The sequence below is a fragment of the Pseudomonas sp. PIC25 genome (assembly GCF_002286785.1).
GTDB lineage: Bacteria > Pseudomonadota > Gammaproteobacteria > Pseudomonadales > Pseudomonadaceae > Pseudomonas_M.
Window position 1 is genome coordinate 76766 of record NZ_MUJY01000062.1, and the last position, 20059, is coordinate 96824.

At 65.3% G+C, this 20059-nt stretch carries 23 protein-coding genes and 1 pseudogene; 7 read left to right on the plus strand and 17 right to left on the minus strand.

Annotated elements, in window-relative coordinates; all coding sequences use genetic code 11:
- Position 1 precedes the first annotated feature (1 nt).
- Positions 2-91 carry a potassium-transporting ATPase subunit F gene (locus BZL41_RS07150; protein ID WP_084333782.1) on the minus strand — a complete coding sequence of 30 codons (90 nt, stop codon included), beginning with the start codon at positions 89-91 and terminating at the stop codon, positions 2-4.
- Between the two features lie 282 nt (positions 92-373).
- Between BZL41_RS07150 and BZL41_RS07155 the strand changes: the two genes are divergently transcribed.
- The 3 genes from BZL41_RS07155 to xopAW all read left to right on the plus strand — a co-directional run bounded on the left by BZL41_RS07155 (position 374) and on the right by xopAW (position 2997).
- Entirely contained in the window at positions 374-1147 is a 774-nt protein-coding gene (locus BZL41_RS07155) for a response regulator (RefSeq protein ID WP_095598645.1), read from the plus strand.
- Positions 1144-2208, plus strand: a complete 1065-nt coding sequence (locus BZL41_RS07160; protein WP_095598646.1) for an ATP-binding protein — start codon at positions 1144-1146, stop codon at positions 2206-2208. The genes BZL41_RS07155 and BZL41_RS07160 overlap by 4 nt, the downstream gene beginning before the upstream one ends.
- Positions 2209-2307: 99 nt before the next feature.
- Positions 2308-2997, plus strand: a complete 690-nt coding sequence (gene xopAW / locus BZL41_RS07165) for an EF-hand domain-containing protein (RefSeq protein ID WP_095598647.1) — start codon at positions 2308-2310, stop codon at positions 2995-2997.
- Between the two features lie 14 nt (positions 2998-3011).
- Here the strand turns inward: xopAW and BZL41_RS07170 are convergent, their stop codons facing one another.
- The 5 genes from BZL41_RS07170 to BZL41_RS07190 all read right to left on the minus strand — a co-directional run bounded on the left by BZL41_RS07170 (position 3012) and on the right by BZL41_RS07190 (position 7398).
- The gene (locus BZL41_RS07170) at positions 3012-4097 is read right to left on the minus strand and encodes an AI-2E family transporter (RefSeq protein WP_095598648.1); all 1086 of its coding nucleotides are present in this window, start codon (positions 4095-4097) and stop codon (positions 3012-3014) included.
- A gap of 103 nt (positions 4098-4200) precedes the next feature.
- Positions 4201-5007: a DUF4892 domain-containing protein gene (locus BZL41_RS07175; RefSeq protein ID WP_095598649.1), complete on the minus strand. Its 807-nt coding sequence runs from the start codon at positions 5005-5007 to the stop codon at positions 4201-4203.
- Positions 5008-5014: 7 nt separating this feature from the next.
- Positions 5015-5677, minus strand: a complete 663-nt coding sequence (locus BZL41_RS07180; protein ID WP_095598650.1) for a glutathione S-transferase family protein — start codon at positions 5675-5677, stop codon at positions 5015-5017.
- 51 nt (positions 5678-5728) lie between these two features.
- Entirely contained in the window at positions 5729-6592 is an 864-nt protein-coding gene (locus BZL41_RS07185; RefSeq protein WP_095598651.1) for an alpha/beta hydrolase, read from the minus strand.
- Positions 6589-7398: an alpha/beta fold hydrolase gene (locus tag BZL41_RS07190; protein WP_095598652.1), complete on the minus strand. Its 810-nt coding sequence runs from the start codon at positions 7396-7398 to the stop codon at positions 6589-6591. Before BZL41_RS07190 ends, BZL41_RS07185 begins: the two co-directional genes overlap by 4 nt.
- 181 nt (positions 7399-7579) lie before the next feature.
- On the opposite strand from BZL41_RS07190, the gene queD reads away from it, so the two are divergent.
- On the plus strand, positions 7580-7936 hold the full coding sequence (gene queD / locus BZL41_RS07195) for a 6-carboxytetrahydropterin synthase QueD (protein WP_084333789.1): 357 nt from the start codon (positions 7580-7582) through the stop codon (positions 7934-7936).
- Positions 7937-8003: 67 nt separating this feature from the next.
- On the opposite strand, the gene BZL41_RS29370 is transcribed toward queD, so the two are convergent.
- The 3 genes and pseudogenes from BZL41_RS29370 to BZL41_RS07205 form a co-directional block, all read right to left on the minus strand.
- Positions 8004-8825, minus strand: a complete 822-nt coding sequence (locus BZL41_RS29370; protein ID WP_371916496.1) for a methyl-accepting chemotaxis protein — start codon at positions 8823-8825, stop codon at positions 8004-8006.
- Between the two features lie 36 nt (positions 8826-8861).
- Positions 8862-9803 (minus strand): annotated as a pseudogene (locus tag BZL41_RS29375) (cache domain-containing protein); the annotation flags it as partial.
- A 64-nt stretch (positions 9804-9867) separates the two neighbouring features.
- Positions 9868-11187, minus strand: a complete 1320-nt coding sequence (locus BZL41_RS07205; protein ID WP_095598654.1) for a Na+/H+ antiporter family protein — start codon at positions 11185-11187, stop codon at positions 9868-9870.
- Between the two features lie 226 nt (positions 11188-11413).
- On the opposite strand from BZL41_RS07205, the gene BZL41_RS07210 reads away from it, so the two are divergent.
- Positions 11414-12010: an NADPH-dependent FMN reductase gene (locus BZL41_RS07210; protein ID WP_095598655.1), complete on the plus strand. Its 597-nt coding sequence runs from the start codon at positions 11414-11416 to the stop codon at positions 12008-12010.
- Positions 12011-12029: 19 nt separating this feature from the next.
- On the opposite strand, the gene BZL41_RS07215 is transcribed toward BZL41_RS07210, so the two are convergent.
- Genes BZL41_RS07215 through BZL41_RS07230 form a run of 4 tightly spaced genes read right to left on the minus strand, consistent with a single transcriptional unit; the run spans position 12030 to position 14642 of the window.
- Complete coding sequence (locus BZL41_RS07215; RefSeq protein ID WP_095598656.1) at positions 12030-13358, minus strand: sensor histidine kinase; 1329 nt, start codon at positions 13356-13358, stop codon at positions 12030-12032.
- Positions 13355-14023, minus strand: coding sequence for a response regulator transcription factor (locus BZL41_RS07220; RefSeq protein ID WP_084333794.1), 669 nt, complete (start codon positions 14021-14023; stop codon positions 13355-13357). The genes BZL41_RS07215 and BZL41_RS07220 overlap by 4 nt, the downstream gene beginning before the upstream one ends.
- A complete protein-coding gene (locus tag BZL41_RS07225) occupies positions 14023-14334 on the minus strand; it encodes a PepSY domain-containing protein (protein ID WP_095598657.1) in 312 nt (103 codons plus the stop codon). Before BZL41_RS07225 ends, BZL41_RS07220 begins: the two co-directional genes overlap by 1 nt.
- Positions 14334-14642 carry a PepSY domain-containing protein gene (locus BZL41_RS07230; protein ID WP_095598658.1) on the minus strand — a complete coding sequence of 103 codons (309 nt, stop codon included), beginning with the start codon at positions 14640-14642 and terminating at the stop codon, positions 14334-14336. The genes BZL41_RS07225 and BZL41_RS07230 overlap by 1 nt, the downstream gene beginning before the upstream one ends.
- Positions 14643-14819: 177 nt before the next feature.
- On the opposite strand from BZL41_RS07230, the gene BZL41_RS07235 reads away from it, so the two are divergent.
- Positions 14820-15899: a hypothetical protein gene (locus BZL41_RS07235; RefSeq protein WP_095598659.1), complete on the plus strand. Its 1080-nt coding sequence runs from the start codon at positions 14820-14822 to the stop codon at positions 15897-15899.
- Positions 15900-15935: 36 nt separating this feature from the next.
- The gene (locus BZL41_RS07240; protein ID WP_095598660.1) at positions 15936-16766 is read left to right on the plus strand and encodes a hypothetical protein; all 831 of its coding nucleotides are present in this window, start codon (positions 15936-15938) and stop codon (positions 16764-16766) included.
- Positions 16767-16990: 224 nt separating this feature from the next.
- On the opposite strand, the gene BZL41_RS07245 is transcribed toward BZL41_RS07240, so the two are convergent.
- The 4 genes from BZL41_RS07245 to BZL41_RS07260 form a co-directional block, all read right to left on the minus strand.
- A complete protein-coding gene (locus tag BZL41_RS07245; RefSeq protein WP_095598661.1) occupies positions 16991-17419 on the minus strand; it encodes a hotdog fold thioesterase in 429 nt (142 codons plus the stop codon).
- Positions 17420-17447: 28 nt separating this feature from the next.
- A complete protein-coding gene (locus BZL41_RS07250) occupies positions 17448-19115 on the minus strand; it encodes an AMP-binding protein (protein ID WP_095598662.1) in 1668 nt (555 codons plus the stop codon).
- 127 nt (positions 19116-19242) lie between these two features.
- Entirely contained in the window at positions 19243-19707 is a 465-nt protein-coding gene (sixA, locus tag BZL41_RS07255) for a phosphohistidine phosphatase SixA (RefSeq protein ID WP_095598663.1), read from the minus strand.
- Positions 19704-20051 carry a DUF4389 domain-containing protein gene (locus BZL41_RS07260; RefSeq protein WP_084333802.1) on the minus strand — a complete coding sequence of 116 codons (348 nt, stop codon included), beginning with the start codon at positions 20049-20051 and terminating at the stop codon, positions 19704-19706. The genes sixA and BZL41_RS07260 overlap by 4 nt, the downstream gene beginning before the upstream one ends.
- Positions 20052-20059 lie beyond the last annotated feature (8 nt).

The following is a 20059-nucleotide window of genomic DNA, read 5'->3' on the forward strand; positions in this document are numbered from 1 at the left end:
CCTAGCTCCGGCCGGTGCGCAACAGCGCGACCAGCAGGAACGCGAACAGCGCCACGGCGAGTGTCAGTGAGATTCCATCGAGAACGGTCATGCTTGCCTCCTGTGCGAATGTGCATGGAGGCATTGTTTTCCCCACCGACGTAAAGGAACGAGATGACAACGCCGGTCCGCCCGTAAAGAAGCCGTAAATTTCCCCCGAGGAGCCGATTTGTATCGAACTGGATACAAAGCACACATGCTTGCGATACGTCAGGCTAAGAGCCTTCTACACTGGCCGCGGCCCCTCGCGCCGAGTAGGATGCGGGCATGTCCGGCGACGAACCCGGTGCCCTGCCGGCACCGCTTTCCAGCAGCCAGCCCATGGCAGGACCTCATGCAGTACAAGCCCCAGAGCCCTGGCGATATGCCGACCGCCCCGACCACCGACAGCCGCCGCTGGAACGTCCGCGCCCTGCTCGTCGACGATGACCAGCCGATCCGCGAACTCCTCTGCGACTACCTGGGACGCTTCAACATCCTCGCCCATGGCGTCAGCAACGGCGACGGCATGCGCCAGGCCCTGGCCAACGAGCGCTTCGACGTGGTAGTGCTGGACCTGATGCTGCCCGGCGAGGACGGCCTTTCGCTGTGCCGCTGGCTGCGGGCCGAGTCGGACATTCCGATCCTCATGCTCACCGCCCGCTGCGAGCCTACGGATCGCATCATCGGTCTGGAGCTGGGCGCCGACGACTACATGGCCAAGCCGTTCGAACCCCGTGAACTGGTGGCGCGCATCCAGACGATCCTGCGCCGGGTCCGCGACGAGCGCGCGCCGGCCCAGCCGGAGCCGCGCAACAACCTGCGCTTCGATGGCTGGCGGCTGGACGGCGTGCTACGCCAGTTGCATTCCGCCGAGGGGCTGGTGGTGCCGCTGTCGAATGCCGAGTTCCGCCTGCTCTGGGTCTTTCTCGAACGGCCGCGCCGCGTCCTCAGCCGCGAACAACTGCTCGACGCCGCCCGTGGACGCGCCATTGAAGCCTTCGATCGCAGCATCGACCTGCTGGTATCGCGCCTGCGGCAGAAGCTGGGCGACGACCCGCGCGCTCCCCGGCTGATCAAGACGGTACGCGGCGAGGGCTACCTGTTCGACGCCCGAGACATCGAATGATGCGAAATGCCGACACGCTGTTCGCCCGGCTGTTCGGCATCTTCCTGCTGGCCATCGTTCTCGCCCACCTGCTGGCATTCGCCTGGTTCGAGCAGGGCAAGCCACCCTCCGAACGCCAGAATCCTCCTCCACCCCGGACCACTCCCGGCGAACCGGGCGGGCAACCACCGGGACCTCGTCCCCCTGACGACCGGCCTCCACCCAAGCCCGGCGTATTCGGCGGGCCCTGGATTCCCTTCGCCTCCCAGTCGCTGGCGCTGGTGATCGCCGCCTGGATTGGCGCACGCCTGCTGACACGGCCGATCCGGCGCCTGTCCCAGGCGGCCGAGCGACTGAGCGAAAACCTCGACAGCCTGCCGATGAACGAAACCGGGCCGGCGGAAGTCCGCCAGGCGGCGCACAGCTTCAACCGCATGCAGGCGCGTATCCGCGAGCAGGTCGAGCAGCGCAGCCGCATGCTGACGGCGGTCTCGCACGACCTGCGCACGCCGCTGGCGCGCATGAAGTTGCGGGTCGAGCAGGTCGAGAACGAAGCGCTGCGAGATCGACTAGCCCAGGACCTGGGCGAGATGAACCAGATGCTCGAGGCCACGCTTTCCTATTTGCGCGAACAACGCAGCCAGGAGGAAGCCCAGTTGTTCGACCTGCAGGCCCTGGCCGAGTCGCTGGCGGAAAACGCCCAAGACCAAGGGGCCGATGTCCAGGTCGAAGGACATTGCCGGCCGGTGCGCGCCCAGCCCATGGCGCTACGCTCCTGCCTCGGCAACCTGCTGGGAAACGCCCTGCGCTACGCCGGACACGCACACATCCAGTTGCTGGATGGCGAGCAAGAGATCGAGGTACGCGTCATCGACCGGGGGCCGGGCATACCGGAGGACAAGCGCGAGGCCGTCTTCGAGCCGTTCTTTCGCCTGGAAAGCTCACGCAACCGGAACTCGGGGGGCGTCGGCCTCGGCCTGAGCATCGCCCTGGAAGCCTCGAAGCGCCTGGGCGGCAGCCTCGCGCTGAAGGAAACCCCGGGCGGCGGCCTGACTGCCATACTCCGCCTGCCACGCGCGTAAGAAGCCGGATACAAAGCACACACACCCCTGACAACAGACCCGCCGACTCTGCCATGGCCGGAGAACCTTCTCCAGGCATACAACAGAGGAGTGACTCCCATGATCAGTGGTGTCAGCAGCGCTTATTCGGGGTACGGCTGTACCTCGAATTTCGCCAGCAAAGCGCGCCCGCCCGCCGGCGACGCGCCTGATCCGGCGAAATTTCAGGCGGAGCTGTTCAGCAAGCTGGACAGCAACAGCGATGGCGGGATCGGCAAGGACGAACTGACTGCCGCGGTGAGCGCCGCCCAGGAAAGCGATAGCAGCCTTGAGATCGATATCGACGAACTGTTTTCCCAACTCGACGCCAACGGCGACGGCAGCATCAGCGAGGAGGAAAGCGCCGCCCTGGCTCCGCCGCCCCATGGCGGCCCCAACCCGGAAGAGCTGTTCGCTCAACTGGACAGTGATAGCGACGGCAGCGTCAGCCTCGATGAACTGGCCAAAGCCATCGAATCGGTCCAGGGAACCAGCGGCACCGATCTCAGCGAATTGTTCGCCGCCCTGGACACCGATGAGGACGGCAGCCTGAGCCTGGAAGAAAGCGCCGCCCTGGCTCCGCCCCCTCCGCCGCCGCCCGGAGCGTTTTCCAGCAGCCAAGGCACCTATGCCGAGGCCGATACGTCGGCCGCCCAGAGCAGCAGCGATGAGGCTTACGACAACCTCGTGGCCAACCTGCTCAAGCATTACCAGGCCGGCGCCGCCAGCTACAGTTCCCGGCTCGGTAGCCAACTCAACCTTTCGGCCTGACGGCCACCGGCCACCTACCCCTGGCGGCCGGCTTTTTCCAGCGGCTCGGCAGGGTCGAGAACGTCTCCATTGCCATTACCCACCCAGTCGCCGAGCAGGCTGTAGGCGACCGCCAGCAGCGTCGGGCCGAGGAAAAGCCCCATGAAGCCGAAGGCCAGGATGCCGCCGAACACCCCCAACAGCACGACGACCAGCGGCAGGTTCCCGCCCCGGCTGATCAGGTAGGGCTTGAGGACGTTGTCGACCCCGCTGACCACGAACATTCCCCAAATGCCCAAGAACACAGCGAACCCGTAGTCGCCCTTCCAGGCCAGCCAGGCCGTGGCTGGTATCCACACCAGCGGCGGCCCCATGGGGATCAGACTGAGGACGAAGGTCAGGATGCCCAGCACGATGGCGCCCGGCACACCGGCGATCCAGAAGCCAATCAGCGCCAGCACCGCCTGGGCCGCCGCCGTACCGATCACCCCGTTGACGACCCGTTGCACGGTCCCGGCGACCAGTTCGAGGTAGTGGTCGGCGCGGTTGCCGATCAGCCGCTCCAGCACACGGTGTACGAAGGCGGCCAGGCGCGGACCGTCGCGGTAGAAGAAGAACACCAGCACCAGGCTGAGGGCCAGCTCCAGCATTCCGCCGCCCACCTGAGCGCTGCGTGCCAGCAGCCAGTTACCCACCTGCCCGACATAGGGCCGTAAGGTGGCGAAGAACGCCGCGCCCTGCTGATCGATGGTCAGCCAGAACGCCACCAGCCGATCCCCCACCAGCGGCAGATCGCCCAGCCAGGCAGGAGGCGGAGGCAAGCCTTCCACTTGCAGGCTTTTGACCAGCACGGTGGCATCGCGAATATGGTCGGCCAGGTTGAAACCCAGCATGACCAACGGCACGGCGACCAACACCATCCATCCCGCGGTCAGGATCGCGGCGGCCGCGGCCTCCCGGCCTTTCAACCAGTGCGTCAGCAGACGCATCAGGGGCCAACTGGCAAACGCCAGCACCGCCGCCCAGAACAGCGCGGACCAGAACGGTGCCAGCACCCAGAGACACGCACCGAGTAGTGCCAGTAGCAGGATTTGCACCAGCAGACGGTCATTGTTCAACATGCAAAGCGCTCCGCATCCAAGGAAGGCAGGCCGAAAGCGGGCCATTGTAGGGAAAGGCCTGTCCGGCGGATTTGAGCCAGCGCTCAACCCCGCTGCGGCGTGCTCAACGCAATACGTTCAGGTGCAGGCCCTTTTCGTCGCCTTCGCCCAGCTCCAGCCGGGCCGCCCTGACGCCCTGAGCCACCAGCGCTTCACGCCAGGCTTCGGCATTCGGCCCGTCGAGGCTGACCCGGAGGGTCGTATCCAGGTTGAGACTGCGCGCCAGCACTTCGACCCAGGGCTGCTCCGGCTCGCCGCCCAACCGCAGCAACTTCAACTCGCCGGTACTCTTCAATTGGCGGAGCAAGGTGGCCGGCGCCGGCAGCAGCGTTCCCAGCGAAGCGGCGGAATCCAACTGCTCGACATGCAGGTAGGCACGCCGGTTGCCGCGGGTGATCGCATAGAGCGCCAGCAGACTCTCCGGGTTCGGCTCCGCCAGCCTCAGCAAGGCGTAGGCCTGCTGATCGTCGGGGCCGTACAGGGTCGCCTTGCCGAACACCGAGTTGGCCCAAAGGCTGCTGGACCCGCAGTCGCGGCCCTGGCACCAGTAGAGCAGCTCGGCGCCCTTCTCCATCAGCGCCCGGCGCGCCGCCTCGAAGGCTTCCGCACTGGAATGCTCGCTGGACAGCCGGTAAGTCACCGCGGTGAAGGCTCCTTCCGCCAGTACCTCGCGCTCATAGCGCAACTGGCCGCTGATACGACGGATGGAACCTTGCGGATAGAGCCGCTCCATCGTGGGCTCGGAGCGGAAGTCGGTAATCTCCGCCCGCGGGAAGCGTGGAAGAATCTCGAGATCGCGGCTGCCCGGCAGATCGGCCGCGAACAGCGAAGGTCCCGCGAGACACAAGCTCAACAGAATGATCAGGCGCATCCCGGCCTCAAAGCGTCAGCATGGATTGAGCGGTGTTCACGGCCTTGTCGGTATCCGCCTCTCGCTTGGGAATTTCCAGTCCCCGCTGCACGGCCGGCCGGGCTTCCAACGCGGACATCCAGCGCTGAAGATTCGCCAGTCCGTCTACCGATACCCCGGACCAGTCATGGATGCGAACCCAGGGGAAGGTGGCGATATCAGCGATGCTGTAGTCGCCGGCGAGGTATTCCGACTCGCCCAGGCGCCGGTCCAGCACCTCGTACAGGCGGCGAGTCTCATGCTGGTAACGGTCGATGGCGCCCGGCAATTTCTCCGGGAAGTAGCGGTAGAAGACATTCGCCTGCCCCTGCATCGGCCCTACGCCGCCCATCTGGAACATCAGCCACTGGATGACACGGGAGCGGCCTTTGACGTCCTGCGGCATCAGGCGCCCGGTCTTTTCGGCCAGATAGATGAGGATGGCCCCGGATTCGAAAACGGCGAAATCATCGTTCTCGCGATCGACGATGGCCGGAATCCGTCCGTTCGGATTGATCTTCAGGTAGTCGGGCGCCTTCTGCTCCTTTCGGTCGAAACTCAGCGCGTGCACGCGGTAGGGCAACCCCAGCTCTTCGAGCGCGATGGAGACTTTGTGTCCGTTCGGGGTGGCGGCGGTATACAGGTCGATCATTGCTTCTCTCCTGTGGCAACCCGCCCAGCCTCCGCAGTTGGTCAGGGCAAGTCAAGCCACAGTAAAGAAGCGATTGAAACAGTCTGCTACGGCATCCGCGCCTTTTTCATCGTCCAGGTGCAGGTGATGCCCGCCGGCCAGGTGGGTCACGTCGAAGGAGAATTCGCTGAGCATCTTCACCACCGCCGCCTGATGCGCCAGCATGCCCTGCTCCGCCAGGACCAGACTAACCGGGCAACCCAGGCGGCGCAGGAACGCCAGGGCATGGGCCTGGGTCAGGCGCAGCGGCGATGGAAGCGTCAGGCGCGGATCGGTGCGCCAGGTGTAACCGCCCGGCACGGGCATCAGCCCACGTTGCGCCAGCAGCTCGGCCGCCTCCCGGCTGACTGCGCCGACACCCTTCATGCGCGCCTCGACCGCACGCTCGACCGTCTCGTAGACGGGCTTGCGCTTGCTGCCCAGCGCCAGCTTCGCCCGTAGTGCCTCGCCCAGCTTCTCCGGGGCGGTTTCCGGCTCGCCGGTGAACGGCACCAACCCGTCGATCAGCGCGAGGCGCTCCACACGCTCCGGCAACGCGCCGGCGAGCAGCACGGAAACGATGGCCCCCATCGAATGCCCGAGCAGCGAGAAACGCTGCCAGCCGAACTGCTCCGCCACCTGCAGAATGTCGTAGGCGTAATCCCAGAGCGCGTATCCCGCACCGGCCGGGCGATGCCCGGAATGCCCGTGGCCGGCAAGATCCAGGACGACGATGCGCACGCCTTTCAGCTTCGGCGCCAGGCGGGCGAAGCTCATGGAGTTGTCCAGCCAGCCATGCAATGCGATCACCGGCAGCCCGTCTTCCGGGCCGAACAGGTGGGCTGCCAGCTCGATATGCGGCAGATTCAGGCGGACCTCTTCGAACAGGTTGCTCATGCGCTCTCCTCGCTTTCTGCCGAACCATCCCAGCGGGCCAGCACACGCCTCAGCAACTCGGCAGTCTCCTGGGGACGCTCCAGCGGAAACATATGGCCGCCCGGCAACGTCAGGTAAAGCCCTTGCGGCACGCGCCGCACCAGGCGTGCATGATGCGGCAGCACGACCCGGCTGTGGCGACCCCGCACGACCGCCAGCGGCACCTTGAGCTGCTGGGGACGGCCGGGGGTGGTATGCGGGACGCTGCGGTAGATGCTGATCTCGGTGGCCGGATCGAAACGCAGGCGCAGCCCATTGTCGGCCTCCTGCAAGCCATGCCGTACGTAGGCATCCAGGCAATCCGGATCGAAGCGTCGGAACAGGGTCTTGCCGGCAAAGTATCGGCGCGCCTCTTCGATGCCGCCGAAGTGCTCGCGCCGCCCCAGCGTCCGCCCCGCCGGCGTGATGCGATCGATGAGGCCGAAGCGCTTCGCCGCGCGGATCAGCACCCGATCGGCCAGGGTCAGGACCGGCGAATCCAGCATCACCACGCCCCGGTAAAGCTCAGGGCGCCGCAGTGCCGCGTGGTAATGCAGCACGCCGCCGAGCGAATGCCCTACACCCCAGATCGGCTCGTCCAGCTCGCCGAGATGATGGAGCAGTTCTTCAACCAGGCTTTCCCAGTTGTCGTTTACGGGAAAGCGCGGGTCATGGGCATGCTGCGCCAGATGCAGCACCCGGTAATCCGGCTCCAGGGCCGCGAACAGCTTGCCGTAGGTGGCTGAAGGGAAGCCATTTGCATGGGCGAAAAAAACAGTCTGGACCATGGCTGCGTACGGATGGCGAAGATGAGCAGGATTGTCCGGCACCTTCGAGAAAGGGAGCAATGACCGTAATGGCCAGGAATGACGACACTCCGGCCATGTCCATGGTCCCGGTCGCCGGATGCGCGGAACCTGTTAAAATGCCGCCTCTGCCCGTCGTCCGGCCCTTTCAGAGCGTTGTCCCTTGGAACTGTTCAAAGAATTCATCTTCGAAGCCGCCCACCGCCTCCCCCACGTACCGGAAGGACACAAATGCGGGCGCCTGCATGGTCACTCGTTCCGCGTGGCGATCTACATCGAAGGCGAAGTGGACCCCTACACTGGGTGGATCCGTGACTTTTCCGAGATCAAGCAGATCTTCAAGCCGCTCTACGAGCAGCTCGATCACAACTACCTGAACGACATCCCCGGCCTGGAGAACCCCACCAGCGAAGTGCTGGCGAAATGGATCTGGCAGAAACTGAAGCCGCTCCTGCCCGAACTGTCGCGCGTACGTATCCACGAGACCTGCACCAGCGGCTGCGAATATCGCGGCGATTGATCGCCATCCCCCACGGCCGCCCTGACCTCACGGCCCATCCCTCATCACGGGTGGGCCTTTTCCTTACTCAGATACGGAACTGCTTCACCAGCGCACCCAGGCGTTCGCCGAGGCCGGCCAGGCTGCGGGCGGTCTGGGCGCCCTGCTGGGTTTCGTCGGCCACGCTGTCCACCGCCACGGCAATCTGGTGCACGCTGCGGTTGATCTCCTCAGCCACCGCGGTCTGCTCTTCGGCAGCACTGGCGATCTGCGCGTTCATGGCGTTGATGGTGCCGATCAACTGAGCGATGGCGTCCAGTGAAGAGCCGGCCTGGTTGGCCTGCTCGCTGGTGGTGTCGCCGGCCTCGCTGGAGCGGCGCATGGCGGTCACCGCTTCCTGGGTGCCCTGCTGCAGGCGATCGATCATGCCCTGGATTTCCTGAGTGCTCTGCTGGGTGCGGCTGGCCAGCGCGCGAACCTCGTCGGCAACCACCGCAAAACCGCGCCCGGCCTCACCGGCACGTGCCGCTTCGATGGCCGCGTTGAGCGCCAGCAGATTGGTCTGTTCGGCAATGGAGCGGATCACACCGAGCACGCTGACGATGGACTGCACGTCCTGCTGCAGGCTGTCGAGAGACACGCCGCTCTTGCGGATATCGTCCACCAGGGCATGAATGCGCTGGATGCTGCCATCCACCACCTTCTTCGCGGCCTGGCCTTCCTGGTCGGTCTGGCGAGCCGCTTCGGCGGCATTCTGCGCGCTGCGGGCCACTTCGTTGGCGGCGGCGGACATTTCGTTGATCGCGGTCGCTACCTGGTCGGTCTCATGGCGCTGGCGCTCCATGGCCTGCTCCGAGCGCTGCGCCTGGGCAGACACCTCGCCGACCAAGCTGGTCAGTTGGCCGGTCATCTCGACGATCTGGCGCACCAGGCCATGAATCTTCTCGACGAAACGGTTGAACGAACCGGCCAGCTCACCCAGTTCATCATGGCTGTTCACCGGCAGACGGTGAGTCAGGTCGCCGTCACCGGCAGCGATGTCGTCCAGGTTGTCTTTGATCTGCTGCAACGGACGCAGGATGGAGTTGCTCAGCGCGAGACCGGCAATACCCAGCAGGACCAGCAGGATCACGGCGATGACCACGATGCTGCTGACCACGGTGCTGATGCGGTCGTCGATGGCCTTCTCCACCTCGACCACCTGGGCCTCGATGCCGTCCAGGTTGACGGCGGTACCGATCACCATGTCCCACTTCGGCAGGTAATAGGTGTAGGCCAGCTTGGGGACCTGCACGCTCTCGTTGCCCGGCAGCGGCGAGGAGTACTGGACGAAATGCGTGCCGTTCTTGGCGACACTCACCAATTCCTCGTTCAGTAGCACGCCGTTAGAGTCACGGCGACCCTTGAAGCTCTTGCCAACGTCCACCGGGCTGTCGCCACGGAACAGCCGGACGATCTCCGAGTCGTAGCCGAAGATGTAGGAGTCCTTGCCGTACTTGATCTTCGACAGCACGGCGATGGCCGCCTCGCGGCTGGCCATGTCGCCGGACGCGGCGGCGTCGTACATACCCTGCACGGAGCCGAGGGCGATCTGCACGTAGTGCTCCAACTCTTCACGGCTTTCCTGCATCAGGCGTTCGCGGGTTTCCTCCAGCTCTTCTTGCGCCAGACCGAGCAGTACCTTCGCCGTGGCGCCGCTGAGCACCAGGGCGAACAGCAGCACCGGTACCAGGGCCAGCAACAGAACTTTCGATTTCAGCGTCAGACGCATTGTCCTTTCCTCGTGAGACGGCAAGCGGAATGAAAACGGGGTGGCCTTCGTATCGGCCACCCCGCTGGAAAATTGAGCGAATAGTTTGACGCCAAAATGATGGCACTTCAATGACATCTTGATCGAACGGACAGCTCACCAGATGTCGACACAGGCCGCCAGGACAGCGGCCCGGCAGGATTTACAGCAGCATCGCCGCGGCCCAGCCGAACACCAGCAGCGGCAGGTTGTAGTGCAGGAAGGTGGGCACCACGGTGTCCCAGATGTGGTTGTGCTGGCCATCGACGTTGAGGCCGGAGGTCGGGCCCAGGGTCGAGTCGGAAGCCGGCGAGCCAGCATCGCCCAGGGCCCCGGCGGTACCGACGATGGAAACGATCGCCAGCGGGCTGAAGCCGAGCTGCATGCCCAGCGGCACGAAGATGGCGGCAATGATCGGGACCGTGGAGAAGGACGAACCAATACCCATGGTCACCAGCAGGCCGACCAGCAGCATCAGCAGCGCACCGACCGCCTTGCTGTGGCCGATCCAGGCGGCCGAGGCATCCACCAGGGTCTTCACCTCGCCGGTGGCCTTCATCACTTCGGCGAAGCCGGCGGCGGCGATCATGATGAAGCCGATCATGGCCATCATCTTCATGCCTTCGGTGAACAGGTCGTCGGCCTCCCGCCAGCGCACCACGCCAGACACCGAGAAGATCACGAAACCCACCAGAGCACCGATGATCATCGAGTCCAGCCACAGCTGCACGGCGAACGCGGCGGCGATGGCGACGCCGGCCATCAGCAGGCTCAGCGGGTTGTACTGCACACCGGCACGCTCGACCTGCTCGATCCGGGCAAGGTCATAGACGCGCTTCTTGCGGTAGCTGAACAGCACCGCCACCAGCAGGCCGAAGAGCATGCCCAGGGCCGGGATTGCCATGGCTTGGGTAACGCTCACGCCGCTGACGTCCACCCCGGCCTTGGTCACGTTGGCCAGCAGGATTTCGTTGAGGAAGATGCCGCCGAAGCCCACCGGCAGGAACATGTAGGGCGTGATCAGTCCGAAGGTGATGACGCAGGCGATCAGGCGGCGGTCCAGCGACAACTTGGTCAGTACGTACAGCAGCGGCGGCACCAGCAGCGGGATGAAGGCGATGTGGATCGGCAGGATGTTCTGCGAGGATACCGAAACCGCCAGCAGCAGCACGATCAGCACCCACTTCACCGCCCCGCCGCCCTGTGCGTCCTGGCGACCGACCAGCGCCAGCACCTTGTCGGCCAGGGCATGGGCCAGACCGGACTTGGCGATGGCGACCGCGAACGCGCCGAGCAAGGCATACGACAGCGCCACCGTGGCGCCGCCGCCGAGGCCCTGGTTGAAGGCATTGAGCGTGCCCTCCACACCCAGGCCGCCGATCAGGCCGCCTGCCAGCGCGCCAACGATCAGGGCCACTACCACGTGCACACGGCACAGACTGAGGATCAGCATGATGCCGACCGCTGCGATCACAGCATTCATCGATAAGCTCCAGGATTCGACCGGAAGGCCCGGAAAAAAGGCGCGTACTCTGCCCCATGGCCGCCGTGCCTGTCAAAACACAACCTGTCCGGTTCGACAGGCGAATTGCCGCAGGGCGTGACCCACGACTCAGCTGGCGCATTCCGCCACCCACGTCGGCATCTCCGCCCTTGTTCCAAAGGGTTCCCACGGCTAGCCTGCGTGCACTTTTCCCTGGGAGTCCCTCATGCTCAACATCGCCCTCGTCGCCGGCTCCAGCCGCAACAACAGCCAATCCGGCAAGGTCGCGCGTTTCCTGCGCCAACGCCTAATCCAGCTCGAAACCACTACCGAAGACACCAGCTCCGTCATTGACCTCGGACTTGCCCCGCTGCCGCTGTGGCCAGGTGAAGACAGCGGTCCCTGGGACCTGTACGCCGCACAACTGAAGGCCGCCGATGCGGTGGTAGTGGTGGCGCCGGAGTGGAATGGCATGGCCTGCCCGGCGATCAAGAACTTCTTCGTCTACGCCAGCAAGGCCGAACTGGCCCATAAGCCCGGCCTGCTGGTAGCGGTCTCCGCCGGCATCGGCGGCGCCTCGCCGATCAGCGAACTGCGCGCCTCCAGCTACAAGAACTGCCGGTTGTGCTACCTGCCGGAGCACCTGATCGTGCGCCAGGTGGAAAAGGTGCTGAACACGCCGGAACCGGCCAGCGAAGACGACCAGCGCCTGCGCGGGCGGATCGACTATGCGCTGGATATCCTGGCGAAGTACGGGGAAGCGCTGAAGCCGGTGCGTGCGGCCATCGATATGGGGAATCCTGCGTTTACCAACGGCATGTAAGAACGCGCAGAGGCCTGGATCAGCGTATGTCCGGGCCTCGCGCCGGCAGGAAGATTCGCACCCGCAGCCCGCCCAACGGGCTTTCCTCCAGCGCCAGGCGTCCCGCCCAGGCATCGACGATATCCCGCACGATGCCCAGCCCCAGACCATGCCCCGGCACCTGCTCGTCCAGCCGTGAGCCCCGATCGAGCACCTGCTCGCGAGCCTCGGCAGCAATACCGGGACCGTCGTCATCGATGGTCAACTGATAGCCCGTTTCCACCGGTTCGATGTCTAGGCGCACCTGGCCTTGCGCCCACTTGCAGGCGTTGTCCAGCAGATTGCCGAGCAGTTCGAGCAGGTCCTCACGGTCCCACGGCAGGCGCAGTCCTGGCGGCGCTTGCCAGCGCAGGTCCAGGTTGCGGTCATGGATCATCGCCAGGGTTTCAAACAGGCCGGGCAGCTCCCCCGCGCAATCGAAACGCGCCTTGGGCAACGCCTCCCCGGCCAGCCGTGCACGGCCCAGCTCGCGGGCCAGCAGTTGCTCGATCTGCGCCAGTTGCTCCTGCAACCGTGCCTGCAAGTCCGGATGACCCTGCAATTCCTCACGATTGGCCAGGCTGAGCAGGACGGCCAGCGGCGTCTTGAGCGCATGACCGAGATTGCCCAAGGCATTACGCGAACGCTTGAGCGTGCTTTCGGTATGCGCCAGCAGGTGGTTGACCTGAGCCACCAGCGGCTCCAGCTCCGGTGGGACGTCGCGATCCAATTCGCCGCGCTGGCCGCTCTGCAGCTGGGCGATCTGCTGGCGTGCCGACTCCAGCGGGCGCAGGGCGCGGTGGACTGTCCAGCGCTGCAACAGAACGATCAGCAGCAAGGCGCCGGCACCCAGCCAGAGGATGAGTTGGCGCAGGCGGCGGAAGCTGTCGAGCACCGGCGTGTAGTCGTGCGCCACGCTGATCGACAGCTCGCGGCCGAAGCGCCGGTAGTCCGCCCGGTAGACCAGCAGGTGCTGATCGCTCGGCCCGTCGCTCAGCCCCTCTTGCAATCCGGCCGTTTTCGGGCGTGGCAGCGTATGGTCCCAGAGCGAGCGGGAGCGCCAGACATGGTCGTCGAAATCGATGCGGAAGTAATGCCCGGACAACGGCCGCTGGTAACCGGGGCCGATGCGCTGTTCGTCCAGTTGCAGGCCCTGCGGCCCACGCACCATGGCGATCAACAGCGCTTCGGCTTCTTCACGCAGGTAATTCTGCAGATAGCGGCGCAGACCGAGGTCGAACAACCAGAGGCTGCCTTGGGCAAAGATCAGCCCGACGACCAGCAATACCGCCACCAGCCCCAGGCTCAACCGATGCTGCAGGGCTATCACCCGCCGGCACCGTTGTAGCGGTAGCCCTGTCCGCGCCGGGTCTCGATCACTTCGCGGCCGAGCTTGCCGCGCAAGCGGTTGACGTGCACTTCGATGACGTTGGAGTCGCGCTCCTTCTCGCCGTCATACAGGTGCTCGGCCAGGTGCGTCTTCGACAGCAACTGCCCCGGATGTAGCATGAAATAACGCAGCAGCCGGAACTCGGCGGCGGTCAGCTCGATCCATTCGCCGTTGCGCCCGACACACTGCCGCGCCTCGTCCAGTTGCAGGCCCGCGGCCTCCAGTTGTGGCTGGTTGGCCAGCCCATGGGCCCGCCGCAACAGCGCCTGGATGCGCAAGTTGAGTTCTTCGGGGTGGAACGGCTTGCTCAGGTAGTCGTCGGCACCGGTCTTCAGCCCCTCGATGCGCTCGGCCCAAGAATCGCGTGCAGTAAGGATCAGTACCGGGGTGGTCAGCCCGCCGGCACGCCATTCGCGCAACACCTCCAGCCCCGGTTTGCCGGGCAGGCCCAGGTCGAGAATGATCAGGTCATAGGGTTCGCAGGCTCCCTGGTAGGCCGCATCGCGGCCATCGGCCAGCCAGTCCACGGCATACCCCTGGCGACCAAGGCCGGCGACCAGTTCGTCGGCCAGGGGCACGTGGTCTTCCACCAACAGCAGGCGCATCAGTCTTCCTCGTCCTTCAGGATGGCCCCATTGCGGGCATCCAATTCCAGCTCACGCACTACACCGCCCTGGGTCAACAGCTCCACTTCATAGACGTAGACACCGTCTTCCTCTTCCAGCTCGGCTTCCAGCAGGGTCGAGCCGGGGTAACGCGCCAGCGCGTCCTGGATCAGGCTCTCCAGCGACTGGATAACACCTTCCTGGCGCAGGCGCAGGGCCGCGTCCTGGTCCAGGTCACGGGCCGAGACATCCCGGCCCAGTAACCCCAGCAGCAGAAAAAGCAACCCGATCCGGTGCAGCGTCGTATGCATCAATCGTCCTGGTGATCCTTGAGGATCTGGCCATTGGTGGCGTCGAGCTCCAGGTCCCATTTCACGCCTTGGGCGTCACGCAGTTCGACCTGGTAGATATAGCGGCCGTACTCCTCTTCCAGCTCGGTTTCCTCGACGGTGGCACCGGGGTGCTTGGCCACGGCGGCGGCGTTGAGTTTTTCGAAGGACTGGATGGTGCCGGCGTCGCGCAGCTTCAGCGCCTCGTCCGGGCCGAGGTCGCGGGCCTGGGCGATGCTCGCGGTAGCGGCAAGGGCGGCAGTGGCGAAAAGGGCTGTCAGTTTGTTCATGGTGATTCTCCTCACGGGATTGGTTTCGACGTGTTCAGGTTATTCAAGCGGACTTAAGCCAACCTGAATTTCCCTCGCGCCGTTCGATCACCCTGTTGCCCATCATTCATCCGCTGAAGCCACTTGGCCGCCCACCATTGCCCTCTATAATCGCTGCCTTGTGCGATGGAGGCCAGTATGAGCGCCGTTCAGATCAAATTCCCCGCCCTGACTCTGCGTGCCGGACAACGTGCCGCCGCGCGCATCCGCGAACGCGGCCTGACGCCCACCGACGTCGGTATCCTTCCCGGCGCGGCCGGCGGACCCAAGGCGCTGGGTATCCAGGGCCTGGACCTGGCGCTGTTCGGCGACTGGCTGCCCCGTGCGCCGCGGGAACGCTCGCTGATCGGCGCCTCGATCGGCTCCTGGCGCTTCGCCAGTGTCTGCCTGCCGAATGCCGCGGCCGGTATCCGCCGCCTCGGCGAGTTGTATACCGCGCAACGCTTCGCCAAAGGCGTGACCATGGCCGAGGTCAGCCGCAGTTGCGTGCGCATGCTGGATGAGCTGCTCGACGGCCGTGACGCGGACATCCTCGCCAACCCGCACTACCGGCTGAACGTGGTGGTGGTGAAGAGTCATGGCCTGCTCGCCCACGACCAGCGCGGCACGCTCGGCCTGGGGCTGTCCTCGGTGATCGGCAATAACCTGCTGGGCCGCCCGCGCCTGGCCAGGCACTTCGAACGGATCATCCTCCACGACGAACGCCTGCCGCCGCCGCTGGCGCCGCTGAACGACTTCCCCTCACGCTTCCTCGCCCTGGACACCGGCAACCTGCGGCATGCCCTGCTCGCCTCCGGCTCCATTCCGATGGTCATGGAGGGCGTGCGCGACATCCCCGGCGCCGGCCCCGGCACCTACCGCGATGGCGGTTTGCTCGACTACCACCTGGACCTGCCCTACCGCGGCGACGACATCGTGCTCTACCCGCACTTCACTGACCGGGTCATCCCCGGCTGGTTCGACAAGGGACTGCCCTGGCGCCGTGGCTGTACCACGCGCCTGCAGGATGTACTGCTGGTTTCGCCGTCCCGCGAGTACCTGGCCCGCCTGCCCCACGGCAAGCTGCCGGACCGCAAGGACTTCACCCGCTACCTGGGCGACGATGCCGGACGCGAGCGCTACTGGCGCAAGGCGATGGACGAAAGCCAGCGTCTCGGCGACGAGTTCCTCGAACTGGTGGAAAGCGGTCGCCTCGGAGAACGATTGTTGCCGCTCTGATCCCCGATCCCTCCCGGCACCGACCAAGGAAGATGCATGAAACTGGCAGTGGCGATCATTCATGGCATCGGTCCCAAGCTGGACCGGCAGGATGAAGAAGGACAATACGAATACGCCCAGGGCCTGATCCGGGGCATTCGCCGGCAGCTCGGCGAGGAAGCCGGGCAGATCGTCTTCCGCAGCCTGTTCTGGGCCAGCGTGATGGACGAACGCGAGCACGACTTCCTCGACAGCCTGGACAACCAACCGGTCACCTGGCGCTGGCTGCGCCGGCTGGTGACGCTGTTCCTCGGCGACGCCAGCGGCTACCGCAAGGTCAGCCAGGCCTACGACGACACCTATGAGCAGGTCCACCAGCGCGTGCGCCAGGGCATCTATGCCCTGCGCGCCGAGGTCGGCCCTGACACTCCATTGGTGGTGCTCGCACATTCGCTCGGTGGGCACATCTTTTCCAACTTCGTCTGGGACCAGCAGAAGCTCAACGAGACGTCGAGCCGCCCGGACGACCCGTTTCTCGCCCTGGAAACGCTGGCCGGGCTGGTCACCTTCGGCTGCAATATCCCGCTGTTCACCTTCGCTTACGACAAGGTGGTGCCGATCCGCTTCCCCGGCGACCACCTGACCCCAGCCGTGCGCGAGCAGGCACGCTGGCTGAACTACTACGCCCCGGCCGACCCGCTGGGTTATCCGCTGCGCACCCTGCCCAGCTACGCGGCGGTGGTCAACGAAGACCATGCCTGGCCCGCCGGCGCCTGGTACAAACGACACACGCCCCTGAGCCACATGGAATACTGGCGCGATCCGGGATTTCACCGCTATGTGGCGAACTACCTGCGCCAGTTGCTGCCCGCGTGCATCGACGAATGAGGGGATGGCCGTAGGCGAACACGGCAACCCTTCGGGTTGCTCGGGCGAATGAATTCGCCCCTACGGTCGAGGTTCGGACGCAACCCTTTGTAGGAGTGAGCTCTGCTCGCGAATGGACCACACAAAAGCTTCGCCAGCAGAGCTGGCTCCTACGGAAAAGCATTCGGCCGGCCTGTAGGGCGAATTCATTCGCCAAGGACCGCGCAGCAGCCCCTCCCCCCGGACTATTTGTCCACCGGCACGATGGCCATGGTCAGGCGCGAGATGCAACTGGGCTTGCCGTCGTCGCCGGACAGGCGGATATCCCAGACATGGGTGGTCCGCCCCAGATGCACCGCACGGGCCACCGCAGTGACCCGTCCGCTGCGCACACCACGCAGGTGATTGGCGTTCACCTCGAGGCCGACGCAGCGGTATCGGCTGCTGTCGATGCACAGGAAACTGGCGGTGGAGCCGAGGGTTTCCGCCAGCACCACCGACGCGCCGCCATGCAGCAGGCCATAGGGTTGGTGGGTGCGCCGGTCCACCGGCATGCTGGCGGTGAGAGACTCGTCATCGAAGGTTTCGAAACGGATGTCCAGTTGTTCGCCGATGGTGTTCGTCAAGGTGGCGTTGAGCTGTTCCAGATCGGGGGGCTGGCGCCATAGGCTCATGGGCTTCTCCTTCGGTGCAGTCGGGTGATCATTCGTGCCAGAGTATCGCCTCACCACGGGCGATCCACTCAGGGATACGCGGCCCGTAGGCCCCCTCCACCACGTTCCGCTTGATCTTCAGTGTCGGGGTGAGGAAACCGTTGTCCACGGCCCAGGCGTCCTTGACCAGCACCAACCCGAGCAGCCGCTCATGCTTGTCCAAGGCGGCGTTCACCTCTTCGAGCAGCTCGCGCAGGCTCTGCTCCAGCACCGAACGCGCGCCGTTCGCCGCCTCCTGACGACCGACGTCGGAGAGCACGCAGAGCGCCATGGGCTGCGGCAGGCCGTCGCCGACCACGCAAACCTGCTCCAGGCGCGAATGTACCGCCAAGCGGTTTTCGATGGGCGCCGGGGCGACGTACTTGCCCTTGCTGGTCTTGAAGATTTCCTTGATCCGTCCAGTCAGGCGCAGATAGCCCTCGGCATCCACCTCGCCCTTGTCGCCAGTGCGCAGGAAACCGTCCTCGGTGAGAGCCTCGGCAGTCTTCTGCGGGTCCTTGTAGTAGCCCTGCATGGTCGCGCCGCTGCGCACCAGCACCTCGCCCTCCTCGCTGATACGCACCTCGACGCCCGGGTTGGCCTGGCCGATCCAGCCGTGCTTCTGCTTGCCCGGCCGGCAGATGTGAGAGTAACCGGCGTTCTCGGTCATGCCATAGACCTCGAGCACATCCAGGCCCAGGCGCCGGTACCAGTCAAGCAGCGCCTCCGGTACCGGTGCCGCCCCGCAGACCGCGTAGCGCACCGCATCCAGCCCCAGGCCGGCGAGCACTTTGTGACCGACCCGCGGGCCGAGCAGCGGCAAGCGTAGGAGAAAGTCCAGGCGTTTCGCCGGCATTTTCGAGTAGACGCCCATCTGGAATTTGGTCCAGATCCGCGGCACGCCGAAGAACACCGTGGGCCGCGCACGGCGCAGGTCCTCGATGAAGGTGTCCAGGCTCTCGGCGAAGAAGATCGTCTGCCCGGCATAGATCGACGACAGCTCGACGAACATACGCTCGGCCACATGGCACAGCGGCAGGTAGGACAGCAGCCGGTCGTTCTCGCCAACACCGAACAGCTCGGTGGCGTGGCTGGCGGCGAAGCCGAAGTTGGCGAAGGTGTGCATCACCCCTTTCGGCGCCCCGGTGGTGCCGGAGGTATAGATGAGTGTGGCCAGGCGATCGGCGGCGGGCCGGGGGTCGTCCTGGATCGGCGCGCAGGCCTGCAGGTCGCTCCACAGATAGTCGAAACGCCCTTCGGGGCGCATCGGCATGCCCACCGTGGGCACCCCCTCGGGAACACCCGGCGCCATGCTCGGCCAGTCGTCCAGCTTGCCGACGAAAGCGACCACCGCCTCGGCATGCTCCAGCACTTGGCGGACAGAATCGGCGGTGAGGTTCGGGTAGAGCGGTACGGACACATGGCCGGCCATCCAGATCGCCAGATCGGTGACGATCCAGTGCGCGCAGTTCTTCGAGATAATCGCGATGCGGCTGCCCTGAGGCAGATCCAAGCCACGCAGCCAGGCGGCGGTACGGCGTGCCTGGTCACCCACGTCGGACCAGCTCAGTTCCTCCACGCGCCCGTCCCCCAGGGGTTGGACCAGATAGCGTTTGTTCGGGTGACGCACCTCGCGCTCATAGAACAGCTCGAGCGGCAAACGGACGGCATGAGTCACTGGGTCTTCTCCTTTGTTGTTCTTGTAGGGTCAACCAAGCACTTGCTTGGTCGAATATTCCACGCACAAAGGAGCGAAGCAAGTTAAGAAATGTATCGGGATCCGCCACGCTGCTGCGAAGCCCGGATCAATGGTGTTTCGGGTGATGCAGTTCAGCCAGACGCATCGCTCCGGCCAGGATCATCTCACCCTCCAGTTCGGCGAGACTGGCGGTCTTCATCGGCAACGGGTCCTGCCGATGCCCATGGATCAGCAATCCGGCGAGGGTGCCGACGAAGGGCTGGTGGGTCACCAGCAACAGCTCCTCGTCCTCGCGCTCGGCCAGATACTTCAATGCCTCGCGGGGATCGCTGTCCGGCGTCAGCCAGGGGGCGACACCGACCGCCCCGGCGAACCCCAGTGCCTCGCGCACCAGCTCGGCGGTCTGCTGGGCCCGCACGTAGGGGCTGGCCAGAATCGCCGAGAGCGGCCGCCCGGCCAGATGCGCGGCCGCTCTCAGCACTTCCTTGCGCCCATGCCTGGTCAGCTCGCGTTCGGCGTCGGTCGGAGCATGGGGCTCGGCCTCGCCATGACGGAGCAGCCAGAGCCTCACAGCTTGGGCTCTTCGTCACGCACCGGGCTGGGCGCCGGGGGAATATCGTGGGGAGCCTCGCCTTCCGGAGCGCGCGGCACCGGCCAATCGGAAAACGGCCAGGGCTTCTCGTCAGTGTGGAAGGTGCCGAAACGGCCGATCTGCGCCAAGTACTGGCTGAGGCTGTCGCCGAAGTTCATCAGGCTGCCGCTCGGCGCGCCATAGAACAGCCGGTAGCCCAGCTGCAAGAGGACCACCGCCCCCAGCAACAGCTCGGCCAGTTGCCAGACCAGGGTAAAGATCACCATCCAGAGAATGCGCAGCAGGATGGATTCGCGTTGCAGGTCGTCGGTGGGTTCGCTCATGGGATAGC

What these genes read in the sequence shown, in the direction of transcription:
- BZL41_RS07150 (WP_084333782.1), bottom strand. Translation starts at nt 91, where the DNA reads ATGACCGTTCTCGATGGAATCTCACTGACACTCGCCGTGGCGCTGTTC.
- BZL41_RS07155 (WP_095598645.1), top strand. Translation starts at nt 374, where the DNA reads ATGCAGTACAAGCCCCAGAGCCCTGGCGATATGCCGACCGCCCCGACC.
- BZL41_RS07160 (WP_095598646.1), top strand. Translation starts at nt 1,144, where the DNA reads ATGATGCGAAATGCCGACACGCTGTTCGCCCGGCTGTTCGGCATCTTC.
- xopAW (WP_095598647.1), top strand. Translation starts at nt 2,308, where the DNA reads ATGATCAGTGGTGTCAGCAGCGCTTATTCGGGGTACGGCTGTACCTCG.
- BZL41_RS07170 (WP_095598648.1), bottom strand. Translation starts at nt 4,097, where the DNA reads ATGTTGAACAATGACCGTCTGCTGGTGCAAATCCTGCTACTGGCACTA.
- BZL41_RS07175 (WP_095598649.1), bottom strand. Translation starts at nt 5,007, where the DNA reads ATGCGCCTGATCATTCTGTTGAGCTTGTGTCTCGCGGGACCTTCGCTG.
- BZL41_RS07180 (WP_095598650.1), bottom strand. Translation starts at nt 5,677, where the DNA reads ATGATCGACCTGTATACCGCCGCCACCCCGAACGGACACAAAGTCTCC.
- BZL41_RS07185 (WP_095598651.1), bottom strand. Translation starts at nt 6,592, where the DNA reads ATGAGCAACCTGTTCGAAGAGGTCCGCCTGAATCTGCCGCATATCGAG.
- BZL41_RS07190 (WP_095598652.1), bottom strand. Translation starts at nt 7,398, where the DNA reads ATGGTCCAGACTGTTTTTTTCGCCCATGCAAATGGCTTCCCTTCAGCC.
- BZL41_RS29370 (WP_371916496.1), bottom strand. Translation starts at nt 8,825, where the DNA reads ATGACCGGCCAACTGACCAGCTTGGTCGGCGAGGTGTCTGCCCAGGCG.
- BZL41_RS07205 (WP_095598654.1), bottom strand. Translation starts at nt 11,187, where the DNA reads ATGAATGCTGTGATCGCAGCGGTCGGCATCATGCTGATCCTCAGTCTG.
- BZL41_RS07210 (WP_095598655.1), top strand. Translation starts at nt 11,414, where the DNA reads ATGCTCAACATCGCCCTCGTCGCCGGCTCCAGCCGCAACAACAGCCAA.
- BZL41_RS07220 (WP_084333794.1), bottom strand. Translation starts at nt 14,023, where the DNA reads ATGCGCCTGCTGTTGGTGGAAGACCACGTGCCCCTGGCCGACGAACTG.
- BZL41_RS07225 (WP_095598657.1), bottom strand. Translation starts at nt 14,334, where the DNA reads ATGCATACGACGCTGCACCGGATCGGGTTGCTTTTTCTGCTGCTGGGG.
- BZL41_RS07230 (WP_095598658.1), bottom strand. Translation starts at nt 14,642, where the DNA reads ATGAACAAACTGACAGCCCTTTTCGCCACTGCCGCCCTTGCCGCTACC.
- BZL41_RS07235 (WP_095598659.1), top strand. Translation starts at nt 14,820, where the DNA reads ATGAGCGCCGTTCAGATCAAATTCCCCGCCCTGACTCTGCGTGCCGGA.
- BZL41_RS07240 (WP_095598660.1), top strand. Translation starts at nt 15,936, where the DNA reads ATGAAACTGGCAGTGGCGATCATTCATGGCATCGGTCCCAAGCTGGAC.
- BZL41_RS07245 (WP_095598661.1), bottom strand. Translation starts at nt 17,419, where the DNA reads ATGAGCCTATGGCGCCAGCCCCCCGATCTGGAACAGCTCAACGCCACC.
- BZL41_RS07260 (WP_084333802.1), bottom strand. Translation starts at nt 20,051, where the DNA reads ATGAGCGAACCCACCGACGACCTGCAACGCGAATCCATCCTGCTGCGC.